Consider the following 24,812-nt stretch of genomic DNA (forward strand, 5'->3'; position numbering starts at 1 on the left):
TCGTCACGCCTGCCGGCGCGCGGAGATCAGGAGAATGCAGAGGAGTAAAGTGAAAAGATGAGTGATTAGCCCATTATGCGCGGGAGACTACCAAATTATCAACTACCGCGGCGCCGATTGAATCACCAAACACATTTACGGTGGTGCGTAAGCGATCCAAAAACCAGTCGATCGCCAGAATGATGCCCACTCCTTCAGTTGGTAGCCCTACCGCCTGGAGAACAATAACCATCGTGAACAGCCCCGCTTCTGGCACGCCTGCCGCGCCAACTGCGGCGAGTGAAGCAGTGAGGAAGATCACAAGCAACTCACCAATCCCAAGTGGGATTCCTAGACTTTGCGCGATAAAAATAACCGCCACGGCTTCATAAAGTGCGGTGCCATCCATGTTGATCGTCGCCCCCAACGGCAACACAAAGCCGGCCGCTTTGGGCGAAACGCCGTTGTTTTCTTCGACGCATTCAATCGTGACCGGCAACGTGGCCGAACTGCTGGCGGTACTGACAGCAGTCAAAAGCGCGCGAGACATTCCCAGCGTGTACTTGATCGGATTTTTTTTGCCAAAGTACCAGACAATCACCATCAAGACGACGGCATGCAGCAGCAAGCCGATCGTCACGGCCGCGACATACCAGCCGATGCGCTGCATCTGATCACTAAAACCGGCTGCGCCCCCGTTTTTGGCGATGTTGGTAGCGACCAGGCCAAAGATGCCGATCGGCGCAATCATCATCACCAAGTGGACCATCTTCATTACCGCTTCGTTCGCTGCTTTGAAGAAGCGAATGACAATCTCCCCTTCTTCACCAATCGTGGTCAACGCTGAACCAAAAACGATCGCAAACACGATCAGCGCTAACACATTGGTCGAAGTGGCCGCCTGAAAAATGTTCGCCGGGAACATACCGCTGCCGGGATCGCTTGGTTTTCCGCGGACCACTTCTAGCAGCTTTTCAATCGGAGTCCCGCGTTCCTTCGCCGACACCGACTCACTTTGATAGGCGAAGGTATCGTCTGATTTCGTACCGGGCTGAATCACCAACACCAGGATCAAGCCGATCAAGACGGCGATTGACGTGGTGATAAAGTAGTAGGTAACCGCGTAAGCGCCCACGCGTCCCACTTTGCGAATATCGCCCAGAGAAGTGATGCCGGTGATCATGCTGGTAATCACCAACGGAATGACCAGCAACTTCAAGATCTGCAGAAAAACGTCGCCGCAAAACTCAGTCAGCATCCAAACGGTCTCGGCCACATAGAGTTGACCGGCGGCGCGCTGCTTCTCGGTATCGTCTGCAATCGTCTCGACTTCTCTCAGCCGAGCATCAATGACAACTACTTGAGCTGCCAGTCGGTCCGCTTCTTTCTCGTGTTTTTGCTTGGCCAAGGGATCATTGGTCGCAGCTGCGGCGGCAGTTTCACGCTGAGAAAACTGCTCTTTTTGCGCCAAGGTTTTTTGGAGCGTTTCAACTGCTTTTGTTGGACCATGAGCGGCGCGCCACATTGTCTCGCCGTAGAACAGCCCCAAAGTGGCGCCTGCCAAAATACCCACCAGAATCAGAATGAGCCCGGTGAAGCTTCCGCTGGACGATTGTTTTGGTTCTTGCTGTACTTCTGCGGTCATCGTGTCCCCCACATGTTCGCCATTGATCGAGCGCCGCCGCTGGTTAAAGATAGCGAAGATGCTTGAGAGAAACTACTCGACTTCCGGAACAACCAACTGTAACGATCAATCCAATTAGCCAAGCCGGGCAATGTAAACTAAGTGGCGAAATTACCTCGCAGCGCACGATTCGCGTGCTAATTTATCATCAAGACACTTTGCTCATTCGCTTTTGGAGGATACGCCCAATGAACTTTAAAAAGCTACATCTCCCTTTGTTGGCCGTTCTCGCGATGGCCTTTTGCATGGTCAGCGCTGGCGAAAGCTCAGCTGCTTGGTTTGACGTAGTCACCACGACCGAAGCGCAGCGCGAAGTTATTCGTTCGCAACCGCTGCTGACTCGCCCGAATCGTCCTGGCCATTTTTATGGCAACACGGTTCGTCGCGTCCACCACTTTCGCCACGGCCGCTAGTCGGTAGTCGCACGCACAAAAAAAGGATGACCTAAAACAGGGCATCCTTTTTGTATTTCTTGGCGGCGATTTTAGGCGTCGCACCCGAAAATTATTGCTTGACGCGACTCTAAGAGGATTCGACCTCTTCTTCGGCCGGCTCTTTTAGTAGCTCTCGGACCAGCATGCGCAATTGCCGCACTTTGATCGGCATCAGCATTACGGCACGATGATCACTCAGCTTGGCGTCGCTCTTCCAGTTCGCCTGACGCTCTTTGAGCAACAAAATGGCAGGAATGTTGGCCGTGTGCGGATCGGTAGCGAATCGATTGAACGCTTCCAATCCTGCAGAACCGAGATCAATCGTGCTGAACAAGCAAAGGTCCGCGGCTCGGGCGCCCTCTTCCGCAAAACGGGCCATCGCCCGTTCGGGATTGCTAATCACCAGCACCCGGTATCCATACGCTTTCAAGCGATCGCGGAGCACATCCTGCATTTCTAGGTTCTGCTCAACGACCATCACTGTCTTGTTCAAACCTTCCATGAACTTTGCGACGGGGCCTCCGCCTCCTTCCGCTTCGAGCTTGGCGCGAATCTCACCGGCGGCGCCATCGTCCCCCTGTTCCAAGCGGCGTGCGGCCAGTTTCAGATCGTTGAGCATCGCTGCAGCGGACTGATAACGCTTATCCGGATTCAGTTCCATTGCCTTCATTGCAACTGCAGCGACTGAACGGGGGAGGTCGGGCGCAATGCGCGCAATCGGCTCATAGTCGGTATAGCGGGTCGCTGCGAGCCGTTTCTGACGATCGCGAGTTTCGTACAACGGCGCGTGCCCGGTCAGCATTTGGTAGTAGATCGCTCCGGCGAAATAGATATCGCTGCGATGATCGTCGCGGGGAGCATTGGTCGCCATTTCGAGACCGGCGTAGTCCACCGTGCGCGGATTGGCGGCAGCGCCATCATCCTGAACCTGCTCGGCAAAGGCAGCCAGACCAAAGTCCACCAATTTGGCGCGGCCGCGACTAGAGATCAGCACGTTCGAGAGCTTTAAGTCGCGATGGGTCAAGCCGCGTTCTGCGGCGTAGGCCAATCCGCTGCAGATATCGCTCATCAACTTCGTTGCGTCGACCGGATTGAACTTGCCGCGAATCCGCAGTAGTTCACGCAGATTTTGTCCTTCGATAAACTCAATAATCAGAAAGAAGTTCGCGCCCTGCTGATAGGAGTTGCTTTCAGAGTGAACCTCATAGATCGGGCAAATATTCGGGTGCCGCAGCGCTTTGCCAAGCTCCCCTTCCTGCATGAACTGGCTGGAGCGTTTAGGATCTTCGCAAAAGCGCCGCCGCAGCACTTTGGCGGCGACCACTTTTCCGGTTTCTTTATGGACGGTTCGATAGACCCGGGCAAAAGTCCCGCTACCGATCATGTACAGCGCTTTGTAGTTGCCGTAGAAATAGCCGTTTTTTAGACCCTTTAACAAGCGTTCGACTTGATAATTGGTCAAAATCTCGCGGCGCAGCAATACATTCTGGAATTCTCCCAGAGATATCTCACGCGTACCTAGCTGACCCCAAATCGCCTCCAATTGTGAAGGTTCGATCAGGCCATAATCCAGGACGCGCTGCGCAAAATCTTCCGCAGACAGGTCGGTCATAGCGCATTAAGGCGCAGAAAGCGCCTTTTCCTCTTCTCGCGTGACTACTTAAAAATCATATGAAAAGTGCCGGTTTCGACTTACATACTCTAGTGAAGGTAAGTCGATGAAGCAAACGACTGTTCCGAATCGCTACTTCTGCTGGCAGGCTGGCTTTCTTCATATTACCACGTTAGCGGAAAGTTCCGAGATAAAAAAACTCGACACTAGGTCGAGTTCTGATAAATCAGGGCTTACCGATACGTACTATTCGTCACTTGATCCCGATTTGTAGTTATCTCGTTCACGGCGGGTCGCTTCGAGGTCGAACATCAGATACTTCATATCGAGCCGCAACTGGCTGAGCGCCTCTTGAACCAGCGTATAGATTCGGCGGCGGCGGCGGCTGTTGTCGATCACTTTGTTCATGATCGGCTCCAGCTTCATGCGGACATCTCCCGGCATTTGAGCGATCGCGATCGCCAATTCGACCAGATCTTTCGGCAATTCGTCTTGGGCGGATTCTGCGTGACGATCAGTTTTGGGAGCTTGGCTCATGGTGACTTTTTCCTTCAAGACTAGCGGCGACAGCGACGGTGGGTTTCGCCAGAGATTATAAGCACCGATCGTGCCAAGATCGCGGCCAAAACGCCACATGCAAGCGCAACCGCCTACTAGATAATGACTTAGAGAAATCTGTGATTTGCGGCCCTCAGACAACACGTTGCCAAAATACCACGCGATTGATCTGGCAATCGAGCGCAAATCCAGGTACAAGCCCACTTTATGCGCGACAACGTCCATGTCGCGTTTTCGCCTCCTTTTTGCAATCTGTGCTGTTGCATGCGTTATTCGTTGTTGCTTGGAATAATCGTCAGCGCTTTTTCGGCCTTCTCGGCCGCTGCGCAGGCGTCGTACCAAGAGGACTTCGAGGGGGCGCAGCCCAGCTTTCAGTTGCTCGACGTCGACATCGACTTTCGCGTGGTTCGTCATGAACGGACGCAAACTGTCGCGCGCAGCGGCCGGGGAACCGAAACGCTCGCGTTTGAAGCCGCTGTCGGCAGCAAACTGATGTTTGGCTCGGCGGTTCCGCATAGCAGCGTGATCGCAGATCTGAAACCGACCATCTGGTTAAAAGGAGAACGCGCCGGCGCCCAAATGATGGTGCGCGTCGTCTTTCCCCGCTTCACTGATTCCGAGGGAATCCCAGCAACAATGTTCCTGGGAGGCTCCACCTACCAACAGGCAGGTCGCTGGCAACAGCTGACCGCCGGCGACCTCAAAGCTGAAGTCGATCGACGAACCGCAGCCCTGCGAGCCCAATATGGGCCTTCCTTTGATCCCCGCGAAGCATACATCGACGTCGTCGGAATTAACTTTTACGCCGGTCCCGGCTTCACCGAATACTGGTTCGACGATCTAGAGCTCACCGGGCAACTACAGCCGCAGGGCGAAAAATCAACGGTCAATGTCAGCCTGCGCGCCTCGACTCCGCGGGCCGAAGTGATTGGTACGCCTCCGCGGGCAGTCGTCTCGCGAGATGGCAACATGCTGCTGGTCGACAACCAACCGCTCGCCCATCGCGTGATTGACTATCACGGAGAGCCGCTGGCCTTGCTGCGTCAGCTGGGCTTCAATGCGATTCGACTTTCAACGAAGCCCGACGAGGCGATGCTGTATGAGTTGCAGCGATACGACATGACCTTTGTCGCTCCCCCTCCAGCCCAAGGAGCGGTCGATGGCGCTTACGTACGGTTGCTCGCGTGGCAAATCCCGACCTCAGACCGCGTAGCCGATTTTCCAGACTTTGCGTTAACTGCCGACGATGTCCGCCGCGCCGATCATGACTCGAATCGTCCGATACTGTCGGCGCCGACCACCGCATTGTTTGAACATAGTCGCTTCTCTGACATCATCCTGCACAACGTGCCGCTGATTGGCAGCACCGCTTTGCCAGCCGCACTCTCGAAAAAAATTGAAGAACGCAGCCTCTTCTGTTCGCAGGGGACGGCCCATTGGAGCGTTATCGAAACCGAATATCCCACCGAGACTCGGCGCCAATTGGAAGCCTTGTCTTCGCTGCCGCAACTGTCGGCTGCGATCGAAGCCGATCAATTACAGCAACAGCTGTTTCTGGCAGCTTGCGGCGGAGCACGGGGATTTGTCTTCACCAGTCAAACTTCGCTGGCAGGCGATCAGCCGGTTACCGAATATCGCCGCGCAGCGTTGGAGTTGGCCAATCGCCGGCTAGCGCTGGTCGAACCGTGGATTGCCGCCGCAGAACAATTGACGCCGATCACCACGCCCGATCCCACCGTGCAAGCGACGATGCTCTCGACTCCGACCGCCAAGCTGCTGATTGTCGTCCGCTCGACCACTGGCGACCCGTTTACGGTTGCGCCGATCCCTGACCGTTCGATTGCGATTCAAGTCCCTGGGGTGCCGACCGATAGCGAACCTTTCCTGCTGCATAACTCTGGCCTGCGACCGGTCGGTCATTCGCGACGATATGGCGGCATGCGTCTGGTGCTGAACGACCGATCGCGTATTTCGCTGATCCTACTGACGCAAGATCCGATTGTGCAACGCGATATGCGTCGGAGAATCGCAGAAAACGGGCGCCGGATTACAGAACTCCAGTACGAAATCGCCCAGCAGACGCTTGCGCTGGCTCGTGATGTGACCGCCCAATTACGCGGCGGCGATCAAGTCGCGACCACTCAAATCGCTTCGGCCTGGGGTGAGCTGCGACAAGCGGAACGCGGCTTAGAAATCGGCAACCTCAACCAGGCGGATGGGAAAATCGCCGCGGCGATGGGAAGCCTGCAACAAGTCCAACGGCTGCAGTGGGAGCGGACAACCTCGCAATATTTTTCGCCGGTGACCAATCCGCTCTCGATCTCGTACGACTTGTTGCCGCTCGCATTGCAGCTTCAGTCTCGCCTAGCGATTATGGAGCCATCAGCGAACCGGCTAGCGGGCGGCGACATGGAAGATCTCTCCTTTTTGCTTTCGACCGGCTGGCGGCAATCGCAACGACCTTCTCCGGGAATCAAGCTGCAGTGCGAACTGACCAGCAGTGAAGTGAAGGGGGGCAACTACGCGCTGCGACTCGGCGTCCTGTCCGAAAATGAGCTGACTCCCGTGCTGGGCGATACCTCGCCGCTGCAGATCGACTCGGCGGTAGTCGACGTTCAACCTGGGCAATTGCTGCTGATCCGGGGTTGGGTCAAAGCTCGCTCGCCAACCGCTCCTGGCCAACCCGCTCTCTGTATCTATGACTCCCTGGGTGGCAAACGTCTGGGGCTGCAATTGCCGGCCGACGACATCTGGCAAGAATTCTCGCTGATTCGAGCCGCGAACCAAGCGGGAACAATGCGGCTGACTTTCGAGATGATCGGATTGGCCGACGTCACCATCGACGACGTCACCATCGAAGTGTACCAACAGCGCCGTCGCCAGCCGCGTCCCAGTTCGCCGCTCGATACCACAGAGCCGGAGGACGACGCCTGGCTGCAGGATCAACGCTAGTTTGCACTCGCGGCGGGGGAAGCTACGATACGTTTAACTGCGTACCTTCCAATCTTCGCTACTGGCTTGTCCTGATTCTCGATGCCGGTCTTTTTATTGCAAATCGAACCTGAAACGACCGCGTCGTGGTTTGACTATGCGCCTGATCCAATCCTGCTGGGATTCTTAGCGGGCGTTGCGCTGCTAGGCTATGCTGCTTTACGCTGGTTGCGTCCGCAGTCGGCGCCCCCCCCGAGCAAAAGCTTGACCCGCATTGATATTGAGCGGGGATTCACCCAGGGACCGCGCACGCTAATCGGTCCGCGCGCAGAAGTGTATCACGTGCCGGTGCGCATTATCGCGGTGGTGATTGCGCCGAGTGGCCGCAATCGCCCAATCCCTGATGAAGATCAACTTCGCAAATTGTTAGAAGCGTTTGCTCCCGGCATGATGCAAGTTGTCCGCTCTCATCGCCCTGATTTTTTTCGTTGGCCAGGACAACTAAGCGTCAGCGGATTTGCTCAGAGCTTTTTCGTCGAAGCAGCTTTGCCAGGCGACAAGGGGGTTGGAACGGCCTGGTGCGCGATTGCCGGGCGATTTGAATCGAACGCTCAGCAATACCTGATTGGGCTCGTCTGCTGCGCGGATGAAGAGAACTCTTTGAGTCACATTCTCGTCGATCGCCCTCAGCAATGGCTCGATATTTTTCGCATTCGTGAAGCGGGAACCAAGTGAACCGATGAAGCGCACCGCAGCCCAATTGCAAACCGATCTGCTCGCGATTTGGCGTGCCGGCGTCGATGCCGTTTGCAGCGAACGACTACTCCGCGACAATGTGCAACTGATCGGCGACCAGCTGCGTCTGGCCGATATCGAACTTGATCTAAGCGGCATTGATCGCATCGCGGTGGTTGGCGCCGGCAAGGCAGGCGCCGGCATGGCGGCCGGCCTAGAAATGGCCCTCGGCGAAGACCTGATGCAGGCCAAGCGACTCCGCGGACTTCTGAGCGTTCCCGAGGATTGCGTCCGTCCTTTGTCGCGTATCGAACTGCGCGGCGGCCGACCAGCCGGCAGCAATGCGCCCACTTCGGCCGGCGTGCAGATCGCCAGCGAAATCCTGAATCGCGTCAGCAACCTGGGTGAACGCGATCTCTGTATCGCATTGCTTTCTGGCGGAGGTTCTGCTTTGTTGGCGGCGCCGATCGCCGGCATCACGTTGGCCGACAAACAGGCGATCACACACTACCTGAGCAGCGCCGGGGCCGACATCGTGCAGTTAAATACGGTGCGCAAACAGCTAAGCCGCGTCAAGGGAAATGGTCTAGCCCTCGCATGCAAAGCAGGTCATCTCGTGTCGCTGATCATCTCGGATGTTCTAGGAGATCCGCTCGACGTGATCGCCTCGGGGCCGACAACTCAGAATGAATCGACTGCGGCCGACGCGCTGCAGGTGATGCAAGATTTTGGCGCGCGAGACTTGCCGCAGTTTGCGGCGATCGTGGCGGCTCTTCAGCAAAAACAACCAACCGCTCCGCGCCCCACCTGCGATGTTTACAACTTTATCATCGGCAACAACGCCGTCGCCGTCGACGCCGCCGGCATCGAGGCCGAACGCCGCGGCTATTCGCACGCGATGACTTGTGCGCGGCAAAGTGAAGGTCAGGCCGAAGCGGTCGGCCGTCATCTAGCCGAGATGACCCTGCGGATGCGCGATTCGAAAGGACCGGATTGTTTGATCACCGGCGGCGAACCGGTGGTTCAACTAGCCGCCGCAGAGGAACGCGGCAAGGGAGGGCGAAATCAGCAATTGACCCTCGCTGCCTATCAACGACTTTGCGAAGCGGATCCAGAGCAGCCGTTGGCGGGGATGGCGATTCTGAGCGGCGGATCCGACGGAGAAGATGGTCCGACCGACGCGGCGGGCGCCTGGATCGATGCAGCCGGCGCAACGCAGGCTAATAAACGACAACTCGCAGCGAAGGACTACTTGCGACGCAATGACGCCTACCATTTTTTTGAACCGCTCGACCGACTACTGAAAACGGGGCCTACCCACACCAACGTCTGCGACCTGCGCGTCGCGGTGGTTGATCGGATCGAAACCGAATCTCGCAAGTGAAACTCCGGATGTTGGAATCGTTAAAAATCATTCTGCTATGCATCACTGCGGCGATTTTGTACGGCGTGTGTCATGACCTGATCACGACGCGGATTTGCCTTGAATATTTCACCGTCTTCCACCCACCGGTCTGGGGCGGCGCGACCGACCCGACCCTGCTGGCGTTCACTTGGGGCGTGAAAGCGACTTGGTGGGTTGGGCTCATTCTTTCGATTCCAGCCGTCATTTTGGCGCGCGGGGGCGATGAACCCAAGCTCACCGCGCGAGATTTGATCCGCCCGCTCGCCTATCTGCTGTTGACCATGGCGATCGGATCGTTGATCGCCGGACTGAGCGCTTGGTTTTTAGGGAGCACCGGCGTGATTCGTCCCAGTCCTGATTTTGCGCGACTGATGCGGCGAGAAGCGGAGCTCGGATTTCTGATCGACGCTTGGGCGCATCTGGCCGCCTATGCGTTGGGCTTCTTCGGCGGGATGGCGGTCTGCATCTGGATCTGGTGGCGACGCAGAATCTTACAAGGCCGTGCAGCAATCGCCGCACGCGAGCAAGCGAGGGCTCAAGCTTAAGGCTGTTTCAAAGCGACCGCCGTCACTTGCCCGGTCCGGTTTTGCGAGAGACTAATCACCGACTTCAGCGGGCCTGCTTGTGCTTCTCCGGCGACAACGTTGATAGGACACGTCGGATCAGGCGTTTCGTAGTTTAGTGTAGGTGGAATGAGCGACTTGTGCAGCATCAACGTCGCAGTGACCAAATCGAGCGCTCCGCAACCGGCGCCGATATGGCCCGTCATGCTCTTCGGCGCCGTCACCGGAACTTTTCCGAGCGTCGCAGCGATTGCGGCCGCCTCATAGGCGTCGTCTTTCCGCATGCTGACCCCATTCGCAACCACGGCGCTGACGTCGGTAACCGCAAGCTGGGCGTCTTCGAGAACAGCTGAAATACTGTTGGCGACTGCACCGATTGTGAACGGCTCGTCTTTTCCGGTTTTCGCAAAACGATTGGCGTCGCCGGCCACAACCGCCAAGATCTCCGCTCCCCGGGCTTCGGCCGAAGCGCGACTCTCTAACACCAGCGCAGCCGCGCCTTCACCATGGACCGCGCCGTCGCGATCCCTATCGAACGGACGACAGGCTTTTTCTGGCTCGTGCGTGCGGCGTGAGAGCAGTTCGTCGCCGCGGAACATCAGCGCATTGATCGCAACGCGGGATCCTGTTCCCCCGACGATCATCGCATCCACTTGGCCGCGACGAATCTGCGAAACCCCTTCGGACAGCGCCACATGGGACGAAATGGAATCGCTACAAATGGTGTTGTTGTGCCCTCGTCCGTCAAAATAAATCCCGACATGACAGGCCGGCATGTTGGGGAGGTACTTGAGCATCCAAAGCGGATTGATCTCTGAGGTAAACGCATCTCCCCAGTTCTCGAACAGAAATTCGCCATCGCGGAGACAACGCGAATAGGCTGAAATCATGTCGTCATAATTCGAGAAAAACATCTCGCTGCCGTACACCACCCCTAGGCGTTCTGGATCAACACTTCCCGGCTCGAGTCCGGCTTGCTCCATCGCCATCGCCGCAGCGGAAAACCCAGTCTGGATCTCCCGACACATCACTTTCAGGCTTTTTCGTGGTTTGACATAGACCTTGGGGTCAAAATTTCGGATCTCTCCTCCGAAATTAGCAGCGAAACCTGGGACGGAGAACTGATCCAACGGAGCAATACCGCTTTGGCTGGTCACCAGCGCATTCCAAAAATTGGGGGCGCCGATGCCGTTTGGCGCAACAGCGCCTAAGCCGGTGATCACTACTTCCAGGGGTACTGCCATGAGGGTCCGAAAAGCCCAGTATCAAAAAAAGGGGTGTGCTATGCAGTTAAATCGGGCCGAAATCGCGAAAGATACCGCCCCTTGGTGAATCTAACGATTGTCACCGTTATGGGAAATGCGCAAAGGGCCGCTGCTTTACTTAGCTGCCTGAATTCGCATAATTCTGGCCCCCTTCATAAAATATGCCGACTTTGCGGGTTGCGGAAAGTATGGTGGCCTCGCCGCGATCATCTGACCGTTAATTATGGATAGTTTTCGCCGAACCGCTCAACCCAAGGAAGAACAGAACCCTGCAGAGGGGGCTGGGTTTCTCACGTTCATTAGGCTGTGCTCAGGAAAACCTACCGATGAGTCTTGCCGATACGCGCTCCACCACCTGTCGTCAACAATCGGCCGCACGTCCTGAAGTCTCTCTGACGGCCGCCCGCAAGATTGTTCACGATCTATTCAAACCCAATCCGGTCATCTATTGGACCGACTTACTGGTTTCTTATGCAATCGGTATGACCGCGTTCGCGTTGGTGAAACCGTCGCCCTTGTTCTCTCTGCAGCAGATTGGGCTATTTGTATTGAGTTGCCTGATGTTCTATCGCTTGGCGATGCTCATCCATGAACTCGTCCATTTGCGCAGCGGAACGTTTACTAATTTCCGAATTGCCTGGAACCTGTTGGTCGGCATCCCATTTTTGATGCCCTCATTCATCTATTATCCCCACTTGGACCATCATCGTCGCAAACACTACGGGACCGACAAAGATGGCGAATACTTGGCGCTAGGCCAAAACGGGCGCTGGCAGATGATCGCGTTTGTGCTCGGCAATTTACTGGTTCCGCCGCTGACGGTCTTTCGCTACCTGATTCTGACGCCGCTGACTTGGTTCAGCCCGTCGCTGCGCAACTTGGTGCTGCGACACGCGTCATCGCTGGTAATGGATCCGGCTTACATTCGTCCTCTGCCGACAGCGCAAGCGATGCGCATCATCCGCCTGCAAGAGGTCGCCTGCTTCCTGTGGTGCTTGGGGATTGCGATCAGCGTCTGCACGGTAGGCAAGTATCCGTTTCCCTTCCTGATTCAATGCTATCTGACCGGCGCAACGATCTTGACGATCAACGCAATCCGCACGTTAGGAGCGCATCGGTTTGACAATGAAGAAGGGGAGATGTCCTTTGTCGAACAGTTGCTCGACTCGATCAATTATCCCAGCCGACCTTGGATCACCGAATGGTGGGGTCCGATCGGCACACGCTTTCACGCGTTGCATCATCTATTTCCGTCGATGCCGTATCACAACATGCCGGCGGCGCATCGTCGCTTGATGCAAGAATTACCTGAAGACGCGCCGTATCGTCAGACGAACCGCGTGACGCTCAGCTCAGGGATCCTGGATCTCTGGCGTCGCTCTCGAGAATACGAGCGCCAGCAGGCGGCTGCTCGCAGCGATGCAGAACAGCCCGCGTAGCAGAGGACCACGGCTCAATTTTCGGACGCGCCTCTATTTCTTGTTCGCTACCTTTTTGGTTGCACGCTTCTTCCCCAGTGGTTTGACATCGTTTACATGTCGCCCGTTGGCGGTGCTGGGAGCGCTCATCGAGGGTTCCGGCGAACCTGTCAGCGGGTCGCCAGATTTCACTTCATCAATGCGTGCTTGAGCGGCGACGGCGTACTCAGGCGACATCTCAAAGCCCACATAGCGGCGTCCCAGTTTTTTCGCGACGACCAAGGTTGACCCGCTGCCGGCGAACGGATCAAGCACCGTCTCGGCTTCGCTACTGGAGACCTTGATAATTCGGCCGAGCAGTTGCTCCGGCATCTGACAACCGTGAAATCCGGCCCGCTCTTTGAAGGTGCCGGCGACGCGAGGAAAGTGCCAAGTGTCTTCTTCCGCCTGAAAGCTCTCCGGAATATCTTGCGGACGAAGCACCCAGGTATCATCCGGCAATCGCCCTTTGGGATTGGCGCGACGATCCCCGTAAACCAGCATCCGCGCCGACGGCACTCGGACGGACATATCGTTGAAGGTGAATTTTTCAGGGTGTTTGACAAAGTAAAACAAGTGCGTATGACTGCGCGTAAATTTCGCTTTGCAGTGCATTCCGAACGTGTAGTACCAGACAACCCAGTTCCGGCAATGCATGCCTAGATCGCGGGTGGCCAACACTTTGAGCTCGGCGGCAAAATCATCGCCGATCGCCAGCCAGAAAGAACCATCCGACTTCAGGACTCGCGCCACTTGCTCCATCCAGGCGCGACTCCACTCCAAGTATTCGTCGGCCGAACGACGATCATCGTAGACGTCATACTTGAAGCCGATATTAAATGGCGGATCCGCAAACACCAAATCGACCGAGCCATCAGGCAGCTTGCTCATTCCTTGGATGCAGTCGATGTTGGTCAGTGTATCGAGCGTGACCTTTGACAAGGCATCAGCCCTCCTGGCGAGTATTCGGCGATTTATTCAGTAAGCCATATGATAACCGGCGCGCTGAGTAGCGCCAGCCTGCTACCAGGGGGCGCGATCAACAAATTAAAAACGCGAGCTATTCGCCCCGCGCCAGCGCCAGCCAATCGATCTGGGATGGCAACTCCGCCGCGGCGTAAGATATATGCGCCAACAACGATGGTGCACAGCGCCGTTTTAATTCGGCATAGTTGCTGTCGCGGCTCACGTCTTCGGCAGCCGGCGCTAAGTCGTTGAGAATCACGCCGGCGATGTCTAATCCGCCTCGAAATACCGACGCGGTAATCAACGTCTGGAGCGTCTCGTTGATCACGCCCAGACGATTCGCCGCGACCACGATCAATGGATACCCCAGATCCCGCGCCAAGTCGGCGACATACTCTTCGTCGGAAAACGGCGACATTAGCCCTCCGGCCCCTTCGACCAACAGCAATTCGCAGCGTCCCGTCCAAGCTTCTACGCCGCGGCGTAGTAAGTCGACGTCCAATTCTTTCCCTTCAGCTCGCGCTGCTAAGTGCGGCGCCAGGGGAGCGGCGAACATTTGCGGGCAGACCTCTTCGAGCGCGCCAGGGCGACCGGCTGCTTCCCAAAGCGCGATCGCGTCGTCGGCGACCTGCTGACCATCGACCGTACGGCAACCACTGGCGGCCGGTTTGTATACGCCGAGCCGGATTCCGGCGGCGACGATTTGCCGCGCCATTAGCGCCGTGACGTAAGTCTTACCGACTTCCGTATTGTTACCGGTAATAAACAGCCCGAGCGGTGGTTTGTTGGTCATAAAAACCAGGTTAACAAGCGGCAAGGCGCTCGGCGACGCCCCCTGATCGAAAAGCGAGGCAACCGTTTATAATCTTCCTATGGCTGGTAAACAAAAACCTCGGTGGCAACTTCCTCCCGGCGTCACACGGGGGACGATGGACTATGTCGAGTCGCCGGCAATTGCAGATGACTATGACGAGTATTTCGCGTTTAGCGATCTCTTTCAGTTTGACGAAGCGGTCATTGCCCAGTCGATCCCGCCAACCGGGCTAGTCGCCGATCTGGGCTGCGGCACCGCGCGGGCGTTGATTCCGTTGGTGCGCCGCGGCAATCGCGGCTTGGCGGTCGATCTCTCTGCCGAGATGCTGCGCGTGGTGGCCGAGAAAGCAAAGCTCGACGATCTTGATATCACCTGCGTCTTAGCGAACCTGGTCGATCTGAGTACGATTGAGACCAATTCAGTGGATCATGCGATCTGTTTGTTCAGCACGCTGGGGATGATCCACGGCGCCGCGAATCGCGCCAAATTTTTGGAGCACACGCGTCGGATTTTGAAGCCTGGCGGCAAATTCGTGGTTCATGTCCACAACTTTTGGTTCAACCTGTTCGAACCCAGCGGCTTCAGCTGGGTGATGCTGCACCTGTTTCGCGCCCACGTTTTGAAATGGCACGAGCGAGGAGACAAATACTATGACTATCGCAACGTGCCGAATTTCTTTTTGCACGTCTTTAGCCGCGGCGAACTGCTATCTGCATTGCGCACCGCCGGCTTCGAGATCGACCGCGTCATCCCGCTCGCGACCAATCGCCAAAACCGCTTGCGAGCCAGTTGGCTACTAGGTGGATTCCGCGCTAGCGGTTGGATTGTGGTCTGTTCTGCTTAGGGCAGGCCTACTTTTACTTGCCGTAGACGGCGACTGGTTTGCCTAGCACGCTCAGCTTTGGCTGGACGCCTAAGCCTGGCTCTGTGGAGGCGGCCATGCGACCGTTGACGCGTTGCGGGGCTCCATCAGCGATGCTTTTGGTGACGTAGCTGTTGAAATCAGTCGACGAAAAAAGATACTCGGTCGGCGTGCTGTGCGCCAGATGCGCGATCGCAGCGGTGACGATATCGCCGCCCCAGCTATCTTCGATCGTCATCGCCATCCCGAGCGAGACGCACAAATCGCGTGCTTGACGCGCCTTGGTCAGCCCGCCTAGTTTGCTGATTTTCAGATTGACCACATCAGCGGCGCGCTCGGCGGCGCAGCGCACAATCATGTCAACGCTGTCGATCACTTCGTCCAAGATAAACGGCAGCGTCGTCCGCTCTCGAATCGCCAAACAATCTTCGTACGAAGGGCAGGGCTGTTCAATATATACATCAACTTCACGCACTGCGTTAACCACGCGCAGCGCTTCATGTTTTAGCCAACCCGTGTTGGCGTCGGCGACCAATTTGTCGCCGGGCTCCAGCATTTCGGCTGCTTCGTGAATTCGCATGATATCTTGGTCAGGATTACCCCCGACTTTCAACTGAAAGCGGCGATAGCCCTCTCCTCGGTACATCGCCACGTTTTCGGCCATCTCGCTTGGCGAACGTTGCGAGATCGCTCGATACAATGTTAAGTCATCGCCGTATCGACCTCCGAGCAGCGTGCAAATCGGCATGCCTGCCGCTTGCCCTAAGATATCCCAACAAGCCACGTCTAACGCTGACTTGACGTAAGGATGTCCCTTCAGTAGATAGTCCATCTTGCGATTCAGTTTGGCCAGCTCGGTCGGATCATCGCCGATCAGCGCCGGACCAATTTCAGCAATGCCGGTTCGCACGCCGGCTGCGTAGGCTGGTAGATAGACCGGCCCTAATGGACAAACCTCGCCGTGTCCAATGATGCCTGAATCGGTCTCGATTCGCACCACCGTACTGTCAAAGACCGAGACGTTCTTTCCTTCGCTCCAAGCATAATTTCCTTCTCGTAGCGGCAAATCGACTTGGTAAACGGCAATCGATGTGATCTTCATGATGGGTCTCGATGCGAGCGAAAGAAGGGAGGAGGGCTGAACAAATTATATCACTGCTTGAAGCCGTGGGAATGCATTTTTGTACATTGTACACAAAGCACTCAGCGCAATCTACGAACCTCCGACTGCGAGCGATGTCTAATAAGCAGTAGAATCGTCAGGCCAGTTGCCAGCAATTCTCGGCGGCATCGTAATAGGGGTGGAAGTGATGACTGAAGCAGCAACAATCTCGCAGGTCGCCGCTTGGTTGGCCGAGTCTAAATCAACGGTCTTGTTTACCGGCGCAGGAATCAGCACCGAAAGCGGCATCCCTGACTTTCGCTCTCCCGGCGGCGTTTGGACTCGCTATCGAACCATCTACTACGACGAATTTTGCAAATCCGCAGCGGCCCGGTGTGAATACTGGCAGCAAAAGTCAGAAGCGCATGTCGAGTTTTCGGCCGCGGCGCCAAACAGCGGACACCAGGTCTTGGCCGCTTGGGAATCGCTTGAAGTTGCTCGGGGTCTGATCACGCAAAACATCGATGGGCTGCATCAAATCGCCGGCAGTCGCAACGTGCTGGAGTTGCATGGAACGGCTCGTCAGGCCATGTGCTTGGACTGTTCGTCGCGCTTTGAGATTGATCCGCTGGTCACACAGTTTCGCGAGACTGGCGAGGTTCCGCCTTGTCCGAATTGCGGCAAGGGACGACTTAAACATGCGACAATTTCGTTTGGCCAGATGTTGCCGACCGACGTGCTGGAGCAAGCGTATGATTGGTGCAGTCAGGCCGACTTGATCTTGGCGATTGGTTCGTCACTGGTCGTCACTCCTGCGGCGGACTTACCGATTGCGGTAAAACGTCGCGGCGGCCGGGTTGTGATCCTCAATCGTGACGAGACCGGGCTCGACCGAATCGCTGACGCCAAACTGAGCGGCAGCATCGGCGCGACTTTGAAGGCGATTGATGCGGCGCTCTGAATTTTGGACGCCGCCTTCTGCTAGGAGTTCAACAGTCCATAAAGTAAGAAACCGAAGATCACCAGAAAATAGAGCGCGTAGATGCCCATCATGACCAACATAAAGATTGCGGCGACCTTGATAGACGTCGCGAGCTTTTCGATCGAATCTTGCAGTAGGCGTGGATCTTGCGTTCGCTGCGCTTCGTTCATCCGATTCGTGTGCTGCCACAGTGAGATGCCGGACCAAATTGGCAACCAACCGACGATGATTCCGATGATCGATAAGACGAACGAAATTCCGATCAAGATCATCGAGACGCTCAAGACTCTCGACCAAAATGTAACTTCTAACAGCGACTGGAACAGACCAAGCGAACCTGCCGCGTTGGCAACGAACGACTTCTCGGCAGAGGTTGGTGACGCGAATGGATTATCCGACATGGCGGTGATCTTTCTTGCGAGAAGTGTTGCATAGACGATCGACTATCGTGACTTATCAGGTGCTCGAATGCAAACAGATTGGGGTTTGCTTTACCAACGAGCGTCGATTCAGCGGCAAAGCTAGGCCCGCCTAGGCGGCTTGCCAAATGACGAAGCCAACCGCGGCGATCAGCACCACCGTCAGCGACATCAGCACACCGCCGCCGATCTGGATGAGCCGATGTATTTCGGCCAGCAAGGTTTGCGATTGCTGCGCGTCCTTCGCTTTGCACGCGTCCTGTAGTTGTTGCGAGAGCTTTCGAATGTGCAAGCCTAATCGTATCGGCGCCCAACCAATCGCCAGCCCGACCAGTGATGCGCAATAAATTCCGCCGACCAGGATTAGCAAGATCGCAAACAGATTTGCTTTATCCAGCAAACGAACTAACGGCCCGCTTGGTTGAAATTGCTGCGGAGACTCTTCTACGATCGAGCGTTGCTCTGACGTGGCGACAGCGGAAGATTCGACAGCGCGTTTGGATTGCATCGCGGATTGTTGTTAGGCTGCGGCGCCAGAGCGATCGAAGGCGCGATGCAGATTTCCAAAATAGTATTCAATCGCATCCGGATGTTTGACGACCTCGTCAGGGCGTCCTTCGCATAAAATTTTGCCGCGATGCACGACATAGCAGCGATCAATAATTTCAAGCGTCTTCTCTGCTTGATGGTCAGTGATCAGGATCGAAATTCCCCATTGCCGCAGCTCTTTAATGATCATCTGAATGCTGTCGACCGTCACCGGATCGATACCGGTAAACGGCTCGTCGAGCATGATAATCTCAGGGTCAGAGACCAAACAGCGCGCAATTTCTACGCGTCGACGTTCGCCGCCTGACAGAGAAGCGGCTCGCGATTTGCGAATGTGCGTGATATCAAAACGGGTCAGCAACTCGTCGCAACGTTTCCGTCGCGACTTCCCGTCCATGCCCAGCAATTCCATCACGCCTAGCAAGTTTTGCTCGACGGTAAGTTTGCGAAAGACGCTGGAATCTTGGGCCAGATATCCCATGCCGCCATCGCGGCAGCGTTTAAACATGGGCCAGTCGGTCACGTTCTTGCCGTTGAGATAGACCTTCCCCTTATTGGGTTCGATCATCCCACAGGTCATTCGAAAACTGGTCGTTTTACCGGCGCCGTTCGAGCCGAGTAGACCGACGATTTCTCCGCGACGGACGTCAAAGGTGACTCCATCGACCACTTTGCGTTTGCCATAGACCTTTTCAAGGTCGTTGGCGGAGAGAATGAGTTCTTCCATGGTCTCGCTACGCATCCGTGCGACGTCGAGAAGTTTTCGAGTACGTTACTCGATGAACTTCATGCGACGAAAATTGGGAAAGTAAGGAATCGGTTTGTGGGTGGAATGGGGCCAATACAAGAACAACGCTTTGCCTATCAGCAAATTGCCGGGCACATATTGTTCGTCGACTGGCCAAAGTCGTCCATCATAACTTTCGGCGCTGTTGTCACCCATCGGGAAGAATTGGTCTTCCTCCAGCGTAAAGCTGACTTGCGTCCGCATATCAAACAGATCCGTCGTGCCCCATTGGCTGGGGCTACGCATGATCTCTAAGATCGCATTATCGCTGAGGCGCTCGTTGGCGGTGCGGTAGTCATTGTGCGGCCCAGCGTATCCTTGGGGGATGTAAGCCAACGAGCGGACAGCGATGTAGTACACGTCGCGCTTGATTCGTAAGCTTTTGGCTGATAGCTCGACTCCGCGAGATCCAATTCCGACCGGCAGCAAATCGCCGGGATCCTCTTCACTCCAAAACGGATTCAACGTGCGCGGCGAAACAAACGTCGCCGGCGCCGACAGCTTTATCAGACTGCCATCCACCCACAGTCGCAGTTCGTCGTCGCCATTGGCGAAGCGAACCGAATGTTGCCCGGGTCCGCGCATCGCCGTCGCAGCCGTGATCGGCTTGCCATCGGCCGCGTCAAACGTGATCTGGTCGCCGACGATTGAGAGGGTCGCTTGGCCCGTTGCGACATCAAACGTGCAACGGAATTTGTGTCGGCCTTCCACCAGTTCCAGCACGATCTCGCCGCTGTTAGAGGCAATCTTCAGATCGGCCTCTAGCGCCAGATCGCCCACCCAATGCAGGCCATACACTTTGGGCGGCAATCCGCCTTTGCCGGCATACGCCGCCGCGTTGTAGACATTGAAGTCCGTAATCAGGCTGCTGTCATCTTCCCGCGCACGTTGAGCATCGACCTTCTGTCCATGTTTGGCCGAATTCCAATCGGACGAATCCGGAAAAATGTTCCGGTACCGTAACCAGTCAATTCCGTCGCCGCTAGGAGAACAGACATAAGGAAACTCGGCGTCAGCCTGTTTGGTCCAGGCCGTGTTGCTCAGCGGATAAGGCTCAAACCGATCGGGATAGCCGGCCTGCTGTAAGTCGGGATTTGGGAAATCCGAATCGTAAACCGTTTGCAGCAACGTCAATTGTTTGCTTGGCGGCTTGCGGGCAATTTTGCCCACTTCGTCGCTGGGGTCTTCCGAGACGAAGATGTCGCCGTGAAAAATGTGAATCGTTTCGCCGGGGAGTCCGATCAGGCGCTTGATGTAATTCACATTCGGAGTTTGCGGTTGCTTAAAGACGATTACGTCCCAGCGCCGAGGCGAGAACAACTCGTAAGCGAATTTGCTAACCAAGATCCGATCACCTGGATAGGAGTCGAGACCTTCAATGTTTTGTCCGGTGTGATAGAGCGGATCGATCGTGCCGACCACATCGGCCCCCTGCATCTTCTCTCCGGTTTGATCGTTGATTTCTCCGCTTGCGCCAACGTGGTACTCGTAGTTGGTTTCTGCATCGAGCACATCTTTATGCCGGCCAAACAAGGTGGGCGCCATCGAACCGGTCGGAATGACGAAGGCCTCGGCTTCGAACGCGCGAAACAGCAGCGCCAACACAATCGCGATCGCTACCGATTCGATAAATTCGCGACTGATCGCAAAGTTGTCAGCCGTCGAAGATTTCTTCGGCGCAGCCTGCTTGGCCGACGGAACACGTTCCGGCGCCTCGGGAATGGCGGATTTCGTTCGGTTTTTGCGAGCCATGCACGTTCTCAGTCAGAAAGGGCGCCGGGAATGGCGACAACAGCGAAACTATACCGGATTTAACGATCCGAAGGAACTTTAGTCCGACTTGCTAGCGGGCGCCACCCGACGAGCGTTTTTCGCCGCAATCGGCCCAAAATGCCGCGAATCTCGCGACGCCAGCACGTTGTCCCCCAAAACGAAGTACGCATCGGCCGAAATTTTGGTTTCAGGAAAATCGGCGTAATGAATGTCACGGAAGATTTTTAGACCGTGAAACGAGCCGGAGCCGCCCGCGCGTAATTGAAGCGGCTTCGCCGTAAGCTCGGGCTTCGGATCGCTTAATGAGTCGTTCGACTCTGTTGAGTCGTCCCATTTGGTAACGAGGCGGCCGTCGGAAATTGCGAAGCAAAGTGTGATCTGGCGCTCCTTCGTTTTAGAGGCGGCCTGTGTCAGCGGTAGAGCGATTTGGCCGGCTGGATACTCTTCGACCGGTGCGGCCCGCAGTCCACTGGCTCGCGTCTCCTCGCTTCCGAGTCGCTTTACCAGGACGCCGTCACGATGGAGCAGCGCGATCTCTAACTGCGGCAGATCAACCACCCAATTGCAAATCAGCCCGACATCAGTGATCGGCTGCAACTTGCCGGGCAATCCTTGGTTATACGGATAGTCATCCAACGGCGGCGATTCGCCTGATAGTTGAATTCCCTGGCTATGAACCTGGTGGTGATATTGGATCCAGCCATCATCCGAGCTTGAGATCCGCAGATCGCTGGCCAGATCGTCGCCGACCTCATAAATCGGAATCATTACCCGCGAGAGTTCGTCCCATCGCTTTTGATAGCGTTCTCCATTAATCCAAAGATCCCCTTCGCGACACTCCAGCGTTTCGCCCGGCATGCCGACAACCCGTTTGACGACTCGTTGCAGCGGGTCATCAGGATCAGGGAACATGATCAGATCAAAGCGATCGATCTCGCCGGTGATCATTTCCAGTGCGTCCCCTGCGCGAACATCGCCCGTTTTTACTGGTGCGATTGCGCCACAGTAATCGCAGGTCGCGGTCGGGATCGGACCGCGGGTCGCATCGATCGGAAACTTATGTCCACACTTGGGACAGGTCACATTGTAGTGCGGTCCCAACAGCGCCGGCGCCATCGATGGCCCGGTCACGCGATAAACCGGTTGCCGCGCAAAAAAGCTATATCCGCCGGCCAGCGCCGCAAGCATCAGCAGACCAGTGATTACGAGCAGGCGTTTCATGAAACCAAGGGGTGAGAGCGTTAGATTTCATCCTAGCCCGAGGCGCGAGCCGAGGGAATGCGGATGGCAATGCAGAAAAGAATCAAAACCCACTTTGCAGGCCTCGAATTGGTGATTACTTGTTCGACGCTGCGATACGCTTTCCCTTGGCTTGCGCCGCGGGCTGGCATTGCGTCTAAGCGGCTGCGTATCGGCAATCGATTTGTCTAATCGCATTGAAGACATGCTCATTCGGCGAAGACGCCGTAAGAACATGGCGCCGGGCGAATTATATTCCGTCGATACCCTTCGAACGCAAAACGCCCTGATCAAAAGATCAGGGCGTTTCTCAGTTTTACAACTGTGGGTCAAGATTTGTAGGCGGCGCCTAGATCAGCTTGGCGTCGCGCATTTTGGCGGCCATACCGGCTTGCCCGAAGGCGGTCATGCGATCGATGCACACTTGCTTCATCGCATTGCGGGCCGGCTTCATGTAAGCGCGGGGATCGAACTCCGACGGGTTTTCGGTCAGCACTTTGCGGATGGCGCCGGTGATCGCCATGCGATTGTCCGTGTCGACGTTGATCTTGCGAACGCCGCTCTTGATGCCGCGTTGGATTTCTTCGACCGGCACGCCGAAGGTTTGCTTCATCTTGCCGCCGTACTGATTGATGATGTCTTGCAACTCTTGCGGAACCGACGAGCTGCCGTGCATCACCAAGTGGGTGTTCGGCAGCTTCTTGTGGATCGCTTCGATGCGGTCCATCGCCAGCACTTCGCCGGTCGGCTTCGAGGTGAACTTGTAAGCGCCGTGGCTGGTGCCGATCGCGACGGCCAACGCGTCGACGCCGGTCAGCTTCACAAATTCAAATGCTTCGTCCGGGTCGGTCAGCAATTGATCGTGCGACAGCTCGCCGACGGCGCCGTGACCATCTTCGGCTTCGCCGGTGCCGCTTTCGAGCGAACCCAAGCAGCCAAGCTCACCTTCGACGCCAACATTCTTGGCGTGAGCCATCTCGACCACCTTTTTGGTGACCGCGACGTTGTAGTCGAAGTCAGCCGGGGTCTTGCCATCTTCTTTCAGCGAGCCGTCCATCATCACCGAGGTGAAGCCATTTTCGATGGCGCTCATGCAGGTCTCAGGGCTGTTGCCGTGGTCCTGGTGCATGACGATCGGGATTTGCGGATAAAGTTCGGACGCGGCGAGCATCAAGTGACGCAGGTAGTTGTCTTGGGAGTAAGCGCGAGCGCCACGCGAAGCTTGCACGATTACCGGACTGTCGGTCTCGGCGGCGGCCTCCATGATCGACTGAATCTGCTCCATGTTGTTGACATTAAAAGCAGCGACGCCGTAGTTGTTTTCGGCGGCATGGTCGAGCAGAACGCGGAGCGTAATCAGCGGCATCTATTTCTCCTCAGCAGAACAATAAGGACGCGTTAGAAGCGAACTTACCGCCGGTTTGCGCCCTGCGGTAAATAGTTTTGGTTAATCGAGCCTTCGATTATCAAACCGCAGAAGCGTTCCGGTCAATCCCCCGGAACTTAATCGAAAGACACGGAGCCATAGGTCTCCGTAGAGTCTGCTTTAACGGGCGAAATCTCGCCTGGCTCAACAGCTTTTTCAACTTCTGCGGCAAAAAGATTGTCAGTCTGGCTCGCGGCCAGGCGAATCAATAGCACCTGACGTCGACCGTCGCTGCGCGAGAAGAAGGCTTTTCCGGCCCCTTTCAGCTCATCGGTGGCGCCTAAAATTAAGGTTTCGCCGGGGGACATGATCGCTTTCATCGTCAGGTCAGTGAGCGGTTGCGAGCGTGCTTTTTGGGCAAACTCAAAGACGCCGTCTCCAGGCGACGAAAATTCACGCTGCGGCTGACCGTGCTGAATCTCAGGCGTCAACTCGACCAGCACGCGTCCATCTCCTTGCGGATAGGTCATAATCGCGAAGCGACATTGGGCTTGATAGTAGGTCTCGCCGGTGACGGCGTCCCCCTGTTTAACGAAGCAGGTCAGTTCGGGCATAACGTCCGACGCGATCAACTCACCCCGTTTCCCTTTGCGAAAGCGGCGCTGTTCAGCGATCGGCATTTCGCCATCTTTGACGAGAATCGACGCTTGACCGTTAAGACCAGCTTTGCCGGAACCGACTTCTAACAAATCGCGAATCTGCTGCGGCAAATGATAGTTAATTAATCCTACGCGAATCCCGTTCTCATAGAGACGATGACGCGTCGTCGCAGGCAAAAACTGCTCGTCGACTTCTAACCACATCTTGGCGATCGCATCCAGCTGCATGTTGGGAATGCGGACCTTGGTCGTTTCTAACACCACCGTATCATCGGCGATCGTCGACTGCGGCAAGCTCGATGGCTCGGCCGTTGGATCGTTTTGCCATAGCGCGCAACCGCTGACGCTTAGCGCGAGCAGTAACACGATCAACAAGCGAAGAACCAGCGGCGTCATCCTGAAAATAGTCCAAGCAGAAAAGGTTGCTAGCAGATATGGAAAGGGTTCGCCGAGCGGCGGAAAATTCAGCTGCGACAACGAAATCTCGCGGAGATTACGCCGCTAAGCTGGTTGGGGTCAACAGCAACCACGGCGAAAACATCAAAGGTGGGGGATGCGAGATGGCCGCTATTTCTAAAACTCGCTTATTTCTAAAACTCGCTTTGTCGCCAATCCTCTTGCCCAGTCCCTTTGCTCCAGCGGTCAGAGCTGTCGGCCGCATTGTAAGAGTC

Annotated in this window: 22 protein-coding genes; 8 read left to right on the forward strand and 14 right to left on the reverse strand. The window is 56.0% G+C overall.

Features of this window, described 5'->3' with window-relative positions; genetic code table 11:
- Positions 1–73 precede the first annotated feature (73 nt).
- Positions 74–1,624 (reverse strand): cation:dicarboxylate symporter family transporter, encoded by a 1,551-nt coding sequence (locus SH421x_RS26340; RefSeq protein WP_488853007.1) that lies wholly within the window; start codon positions 1,622–1,624, stop codon positions 74–76.
- Between the two features lie 227 nt (positions 1,625–1,851).
- On the opposite strand from SH421x_RS26340, the gene SH421x_RS26345 reads away from it, so the two are divergent.
- Positions 1,852–2,076: a hypothetical protein gene (locus tag SH421x_RS26345; RefSeq protein WP_488853008.1), complete on the forward strand. Its 225-nt coding sequence runs from the start codon at positions 1,852–1,854 to the stop codon at positions 2,074–2,076.
- Positions 2,077–2,185: 109 nt separating this feature from the next.
- Here the strand turns inward: SH421x_RS26345 and SH421x_RS26350 are convergent, their stop codons facing one another.
- Both SH421x_RS26350 and SH421x_RS26355 read right to left on the reverse strand, forming a co-directional pair.
- Positions 2,186–3,709 carry a protein kinase domain-containing protein gene (locus SH421x_RS26350; RefSeq protein ID WP_488853009.1) on the reverse strand — a complete coding sequence of 508 codons (1,524 nt, stop codon included), beginning with the start codon at positions 3,707–3,709 and terminating at the stop codon, positions 2,186–2,188.
- Positions 3,710–3,955: 246 nt separating this feature from the next.
- A complete protein-coding gene (locus SH421x_RS26355; RefSeq protein ID WP_488853010.1) occupies positions 3,956–4,246 on the reverse strand; it encodes a transcriptional regulator in 291 nt (96 codons plus the stop codon).
- A gap of 228 nt (positions 4,247–4,474) precedes the next feature.
- On the opposite strand from SH421x_RS26355, the gene SH421x_RS26360 reads away from it, so the two are divergent.
- From SH421x_RS26360 to SH421x_RS26375, 4 genes are all read left to right on the forward strand, one after another.
- Entirely contained in the window at positions 4,475–7,219 is a 2,745-nt protein-coding gene (locus SH421x_RS26360; protein WP_488853011.1) for a hypothetical protein, read from the forward strand.
- Between the two features lie 81 nt (positions 7,220–7,300).
- Positions 7,301–7,933 carry a hypothetical protein gene (locus SH421x_RS26365; protein ID WP_488853012.1) on the forward strand — a complete coding sequence of 211 codons (633 nt, stop codon included), beginning with the start codon at positions 7,301–7,303 and terminating at the stop codon, positions 7,931–7,933.
- Positions 7,934–7,937: 4 nt separating this feature from the next.
- Positions 7,938–9,317: a glycerate kinase type-2 family protein gene (locus SH421x_RS26370; RefSeq protein WP_488853013.1), complete on the forward strand. Its 1,380-nt coding sequence runs from the start codon at positions 7,938–7,940 to the stop codon at positions 9,315–9,317.
- A gap of 8 nt (positions 9,318–9,325) precedes the next feature.
- A complete protein-coding gene (locus tag SH421x_RS26375; protein ID WP_488853014.1) occupies positions 9,326–9,883 on the forward strand; it encodes a hypothetical protein in 558 nt (185 codons plus the stop codon).
- Here the strand turns inward: SH421x_RS26375 and SH421x_RS26380 are convergent.
- On the reverse strand, positions 9,880–11,145 hold the full coding sequence (locus SH421x_RS26380; protein ID WP_488853015.1) for a beta-ketoacyl-[acyl-carrier-protein] synthase family protein: 1,266 nt from the start codon (positions 11,143–11,145) through the stop codon (positions 9,880–9,882). The genes SH421x_RS26375 and SH421x_RS26380 overlap by 4 nt on opposite strands.
- 347 nt (positions 11,146–11,492) lie before the next feature.
- Here SH421x_RS26380 and SH421x_RS26385 point away from each other — a divergent pair, with 347 nt between their 5' ends.
- On the forward strand, positions 11,493–12,605 hold the full coding sequence (locus SH421x_RS26385) for a fatty acid desaturase family protein (RefSeq protein ID WP_488853016.1): 1,113 nt from the start codon (positions 11,493–11,495) through the stop codon (positions 12,603–12,605).
- A 33-nt stretch (positions 12,606–12,638) separates the two neighbouring features.
- On the opposite strand, the gene SH421x_RS26390 is transcribed toward SH421x_RS26385, so the two are convergent.
- Positions 12,639–13,565, reverse strand: a complete 927-nt coding sequence (locus SH421x_RS26390) for a DNA-methyltransferase (RefSeq protein WP_488853017.1) — start codon at positions 13,563–13,565, stop codon at positions 12,639–12,641.
- 118 nt (positions 13,566–13,683) lie between these two features.
- On the reverse strand, positions 13,684–14,382 hold the full coding sequence (bioD, locus tag SH421x_RS26395) for a dethiobiotin synthase (protein ID WP_488853018.1): 699 nt from the start codon (positions 14,380–14,382) through the stop codon (positions 13,684–13,686).
- Between the two features lie 79 nt (positions 14,383–14,461).
- On the opposite strand from bioD, the gene SH421x_RS26400 reads away from it, so the two are divergent.
- Positions 14,462–15,247: a class I SAM-dependent methyltransferase gene (locus SH421x_RS26400; protein WP_488853019.1), complete on the forward strand. Its 786-nt coding sequence runs from the start codon at positions 14,462–14,464 to the stop codon at positions 15,245–15,247.
- Between the two features lie 13 nt (positions 15,248–15,260).
- Here SH421x_RS26400 and SH421x_RS26405 read toward each other — a convergent pair whose 3' ends face one another.
- Entirely contained in the window at positions 15,261–16,367 is a 1,107-nt protein-coding gene (locus tag SH421x_RS26405) for a cis-3-hydroxy-L-proline dehydratase (protein WP_488853020.1), read from the reverse strand.
- A 208-nt stretch (positions 16,368–16,575) separates the two neighbouring features.
- Between SH421x_RS26405 and SH421x_RS26410 the strand changes: the two genes are divergently transcribed.
- Positions 16,576–17,328 (forward strand): SIR2 family NAD-dependent protein deacylase, encoded by a 753-nt coding sequence (locus tag SH421x_RS26410; protein WP_488853021.1) that lies wholly within the window; start codon positions 16,576–16,578, stop codon positions 17,326–17,328.
- Between the two features lie 20 nt (positions 17,329–17,348).
- Here the strand turns inward: SH421x_RS26410 and SH421x_RS26415 are convergent, their stop codons facing one another.
- From SH421x_RS26415 to SH421x_RS26445, 7 genes are all read right to left on the reverse strand, one after another.
- On the reverse strand, positions 17,349–17,750 hold the full coding sequence (locus tag SH421x_RS26415) for a DUF5362 domain-containing protein (protein WP_488853022.1): 402 nt from the start codon (positions 17,748–17,750) through the stop codon (positions 17,349–17,351).
- Between the two features lie 130 nt (positions 17,751–17,880).
- Positions 17,881–18,276 carry a DUF5362 family protein gene (locus SH421x_RS26420; protein ID WP_488853023.1) on the reverse strand — a complete coding sequence of 132 codons (396 nt, stop codon included), beginning with the start codon at positions 18,274–18,276 and terminating at the stop codon, positions 17,881–17,883.
- Between the two features lie 12 nt (positions 18,277–18,288).
- Positions 18,289–19,044 (reverse strand): LPS export ABC transporter ATP-binding protein, encoded by a 756-nt coding sequence (lptB, locus tag SH421x_RS26425; protein ID WP_488853024.1) that lies wholly within the window; start codon positions 19,042–19,044, stop codon positions 18,289–18,291.
- Between the two features lie 45 nt (positions 19,045–19,089).
- The gene (gene lepB, locus SH421x_RS26430) at positions 19,090–20,856 is read right to left on the reverse strand and encodes a signal peptidase I (RefSeq protein WP_488853025.1); all 1,767 of its coding nucleotides are present in this window, start codon (positions 20,854–20,856) and stop codon (positions 19,090–19,092) included.
- 78 nt (positions 20,857–20,934) lie between these two features.
- On the reverse strand, positions 20,935–22,098 hold the full coding sequence (lepB, locus tag SH421x_RS26435; RefSeq protein ID WP_488853026.1) for a signal peptidase I: 1,164 nt from the start codon (positions 22,096–22,098) through the stop codon (positions 20,935–20,937).
- A gap of 367 nt (positions 22,099–22,465) precedes the next feature.
- Positions 22,466–23,482: a class II fructose-bisphosphate aldolase gene (gene fba / locus SH421x_RS26440; RefSeq protein ID WP_488853027.1), complete on the reverse strand. Its 1,017-nt coding sequence runs from the start codon at positions 23,480–23,482 to the stop codon at positions 22,466–22,468.
- A 137-nt stretch (positions 23,483–23,619) separates the two neighbouring features.
- On the reverse strand, positions 23,620–24,537 hold the full coding sequence (locus SH421x_RS26445; protein ID WP_488853028.1) for a hypothetical protein: 918 nt from the start codon (positions 24,535–24,537) through the stop codon (positions 23,620–23,622).
- Positions 24,538–24,812 lie beyond the last annotated feature (275 nt).

Source organism: Blastopirellula sp. SH421 (assembly GCF_057808535.1).

Bases quoted from the DNA above. Each gene is read 5' to 3' on its own strand.
- SH421x_RS26340 (WP_488853007.1), bottom strand. From the start codon at position 1,624: ATGACCGCAGAAGTACAGCAAGAACCAAAACAATCGTCCAGCGGAAGC.
- SH421x_RS26345 (WP_488853008.1), top strand. From the start codon at position 1,852: ATGAACTTTAAAAAGCTACATCTCCCTTTGTTGGCCGTTCTCGCGATG.
- SH421x_RS26350 (WP_488853009.1), bottom strand. From the start codon at position 3,709: ATGACCGACCTGTCTGCGGAAGATTTTGCGCAGCGCGTCCTGGATTAT.
- SH421x_RS26355 (WP_488853010.1), bottom strand. From the start codon at position 4,246: ATGAGCCAAGCTCCCAAAACTGATCGTCACGCAGAATCCGCCCAAGAC.
- SH421x_RS26360 (WP_488853011.1), top strand. From the start codon at position 4,475: ATGCGCGACAACGTCCATGTCGCGTTTTCGCCTCCTTTTTGCAATCTG.
- SH421x_RS26365 (WP_488853012.1), top strand. From the start codon at position 7,301: ATGCCGGTCTTTTTATTGCAAATCGAACCTGAAACGACCGCGTCGTGG.
- SH421x_RS26370 (WP_488853013.1), top strand. From the start codon at position 7,938: ATGAAGCGCACCGCAGCCCAATTGCAAACCGATCTGCTCGCGATTTGG.
- SH421x_RS26375 (WP_488853014.1), top strand. From the start codon at position 9,326: ATGTTGGAATCGTTAAAAATCATTCTGCTATGCATCACTGCGGCGATT.
- SH421x_RS26380 (WP_488853015.1), bottom strand. From the start codon at position 11,145: ATGGCAGTACCCCTGGAAGTAGTGATCACCGGCTTAGGCGCTGTTGCG.
- SH421x_RS26385 (WP_488853016.1), top strand. From the start codon at position 11,493: ATGAGTCTTGCCGATACGCGCTCCACCACCTGTCGTCAACAATCGGCC.
- bioD (WP_488853018.1), bottom strand. From the start codon at position 14,382: ATGACCAACAAACCACCGCTCGGGCTGTTTATTACCGGTAACAATACG.
- SH421x_RS26400 (WP_488853019.1), top strand. From the start codon at position 14,462: ATGGCTGGTAAACAAAAACCTCGGTGGCAACTTCCTCCCGGCGTCACA.
- SH421x_RS26405 (WP_488853020.1), bottom strand. From the start codon at position 16,367: ATGAAGATCACATCGATTGCCGTTTACCAAGTCGATTTGCCGCTACGA.
- SH421x_RS26410 (WP_488853021.1), top strand. From the start codon at position 16,576: ATGACTGAAGCAGCAACAATCTCGCAGGTCGCCGCTTGGTTGGCCGAG.
- SH421x_RS26415 (WP_488853022.1), bottom strand. From the start codon at position 17,750: ATGTCGGATAATCCATTCGCGTCACCAACCTCTGCCGAGAAGTCGTTC.
- SH421x_RS26420 (WP_488853023.1), bottom strand. From the start codon at position 18,276: ATGCAATCCAAACGCGCTGTCGAATCTTCCGCTGTCGCCACGTCAGAG.
- lptB (WP_488853024.1), bottom strand. From the start codon at position 19,044: ATGGAAGAACTCATTCTCTCCGCCAACGACCTTGAAAAGGTCTATGGC.
- lepB (WP_488853025.1), bottom strand. From the start codon at position 20,856: ATGGCTCGCAAAAACCGAACGAAATCCGCCATTCCCGAGGCGCCGGAA.
- lepB (WP_488853026.1), bottom strand. From the start codon at position 22,098: ATGAAACGCCTGCTCGTAATCACTGGTCTGCTGATGCTTGCGGCGCTG.
- fba (WP_488853027.1), bottom strand. From the start codon at position 23,482: ATGCCGCTGATTACGCTCCGCGTTCTGCTCGACCATGCCGCCGAAAAC.
- SH421x_RS26445 (WP_488853028.1), bottom strand. From the start codon at position 24,537: ATGACGCCGCTGGTTCTTCGCTTGTTGATCGTGTTACTGCTCGCGCTA.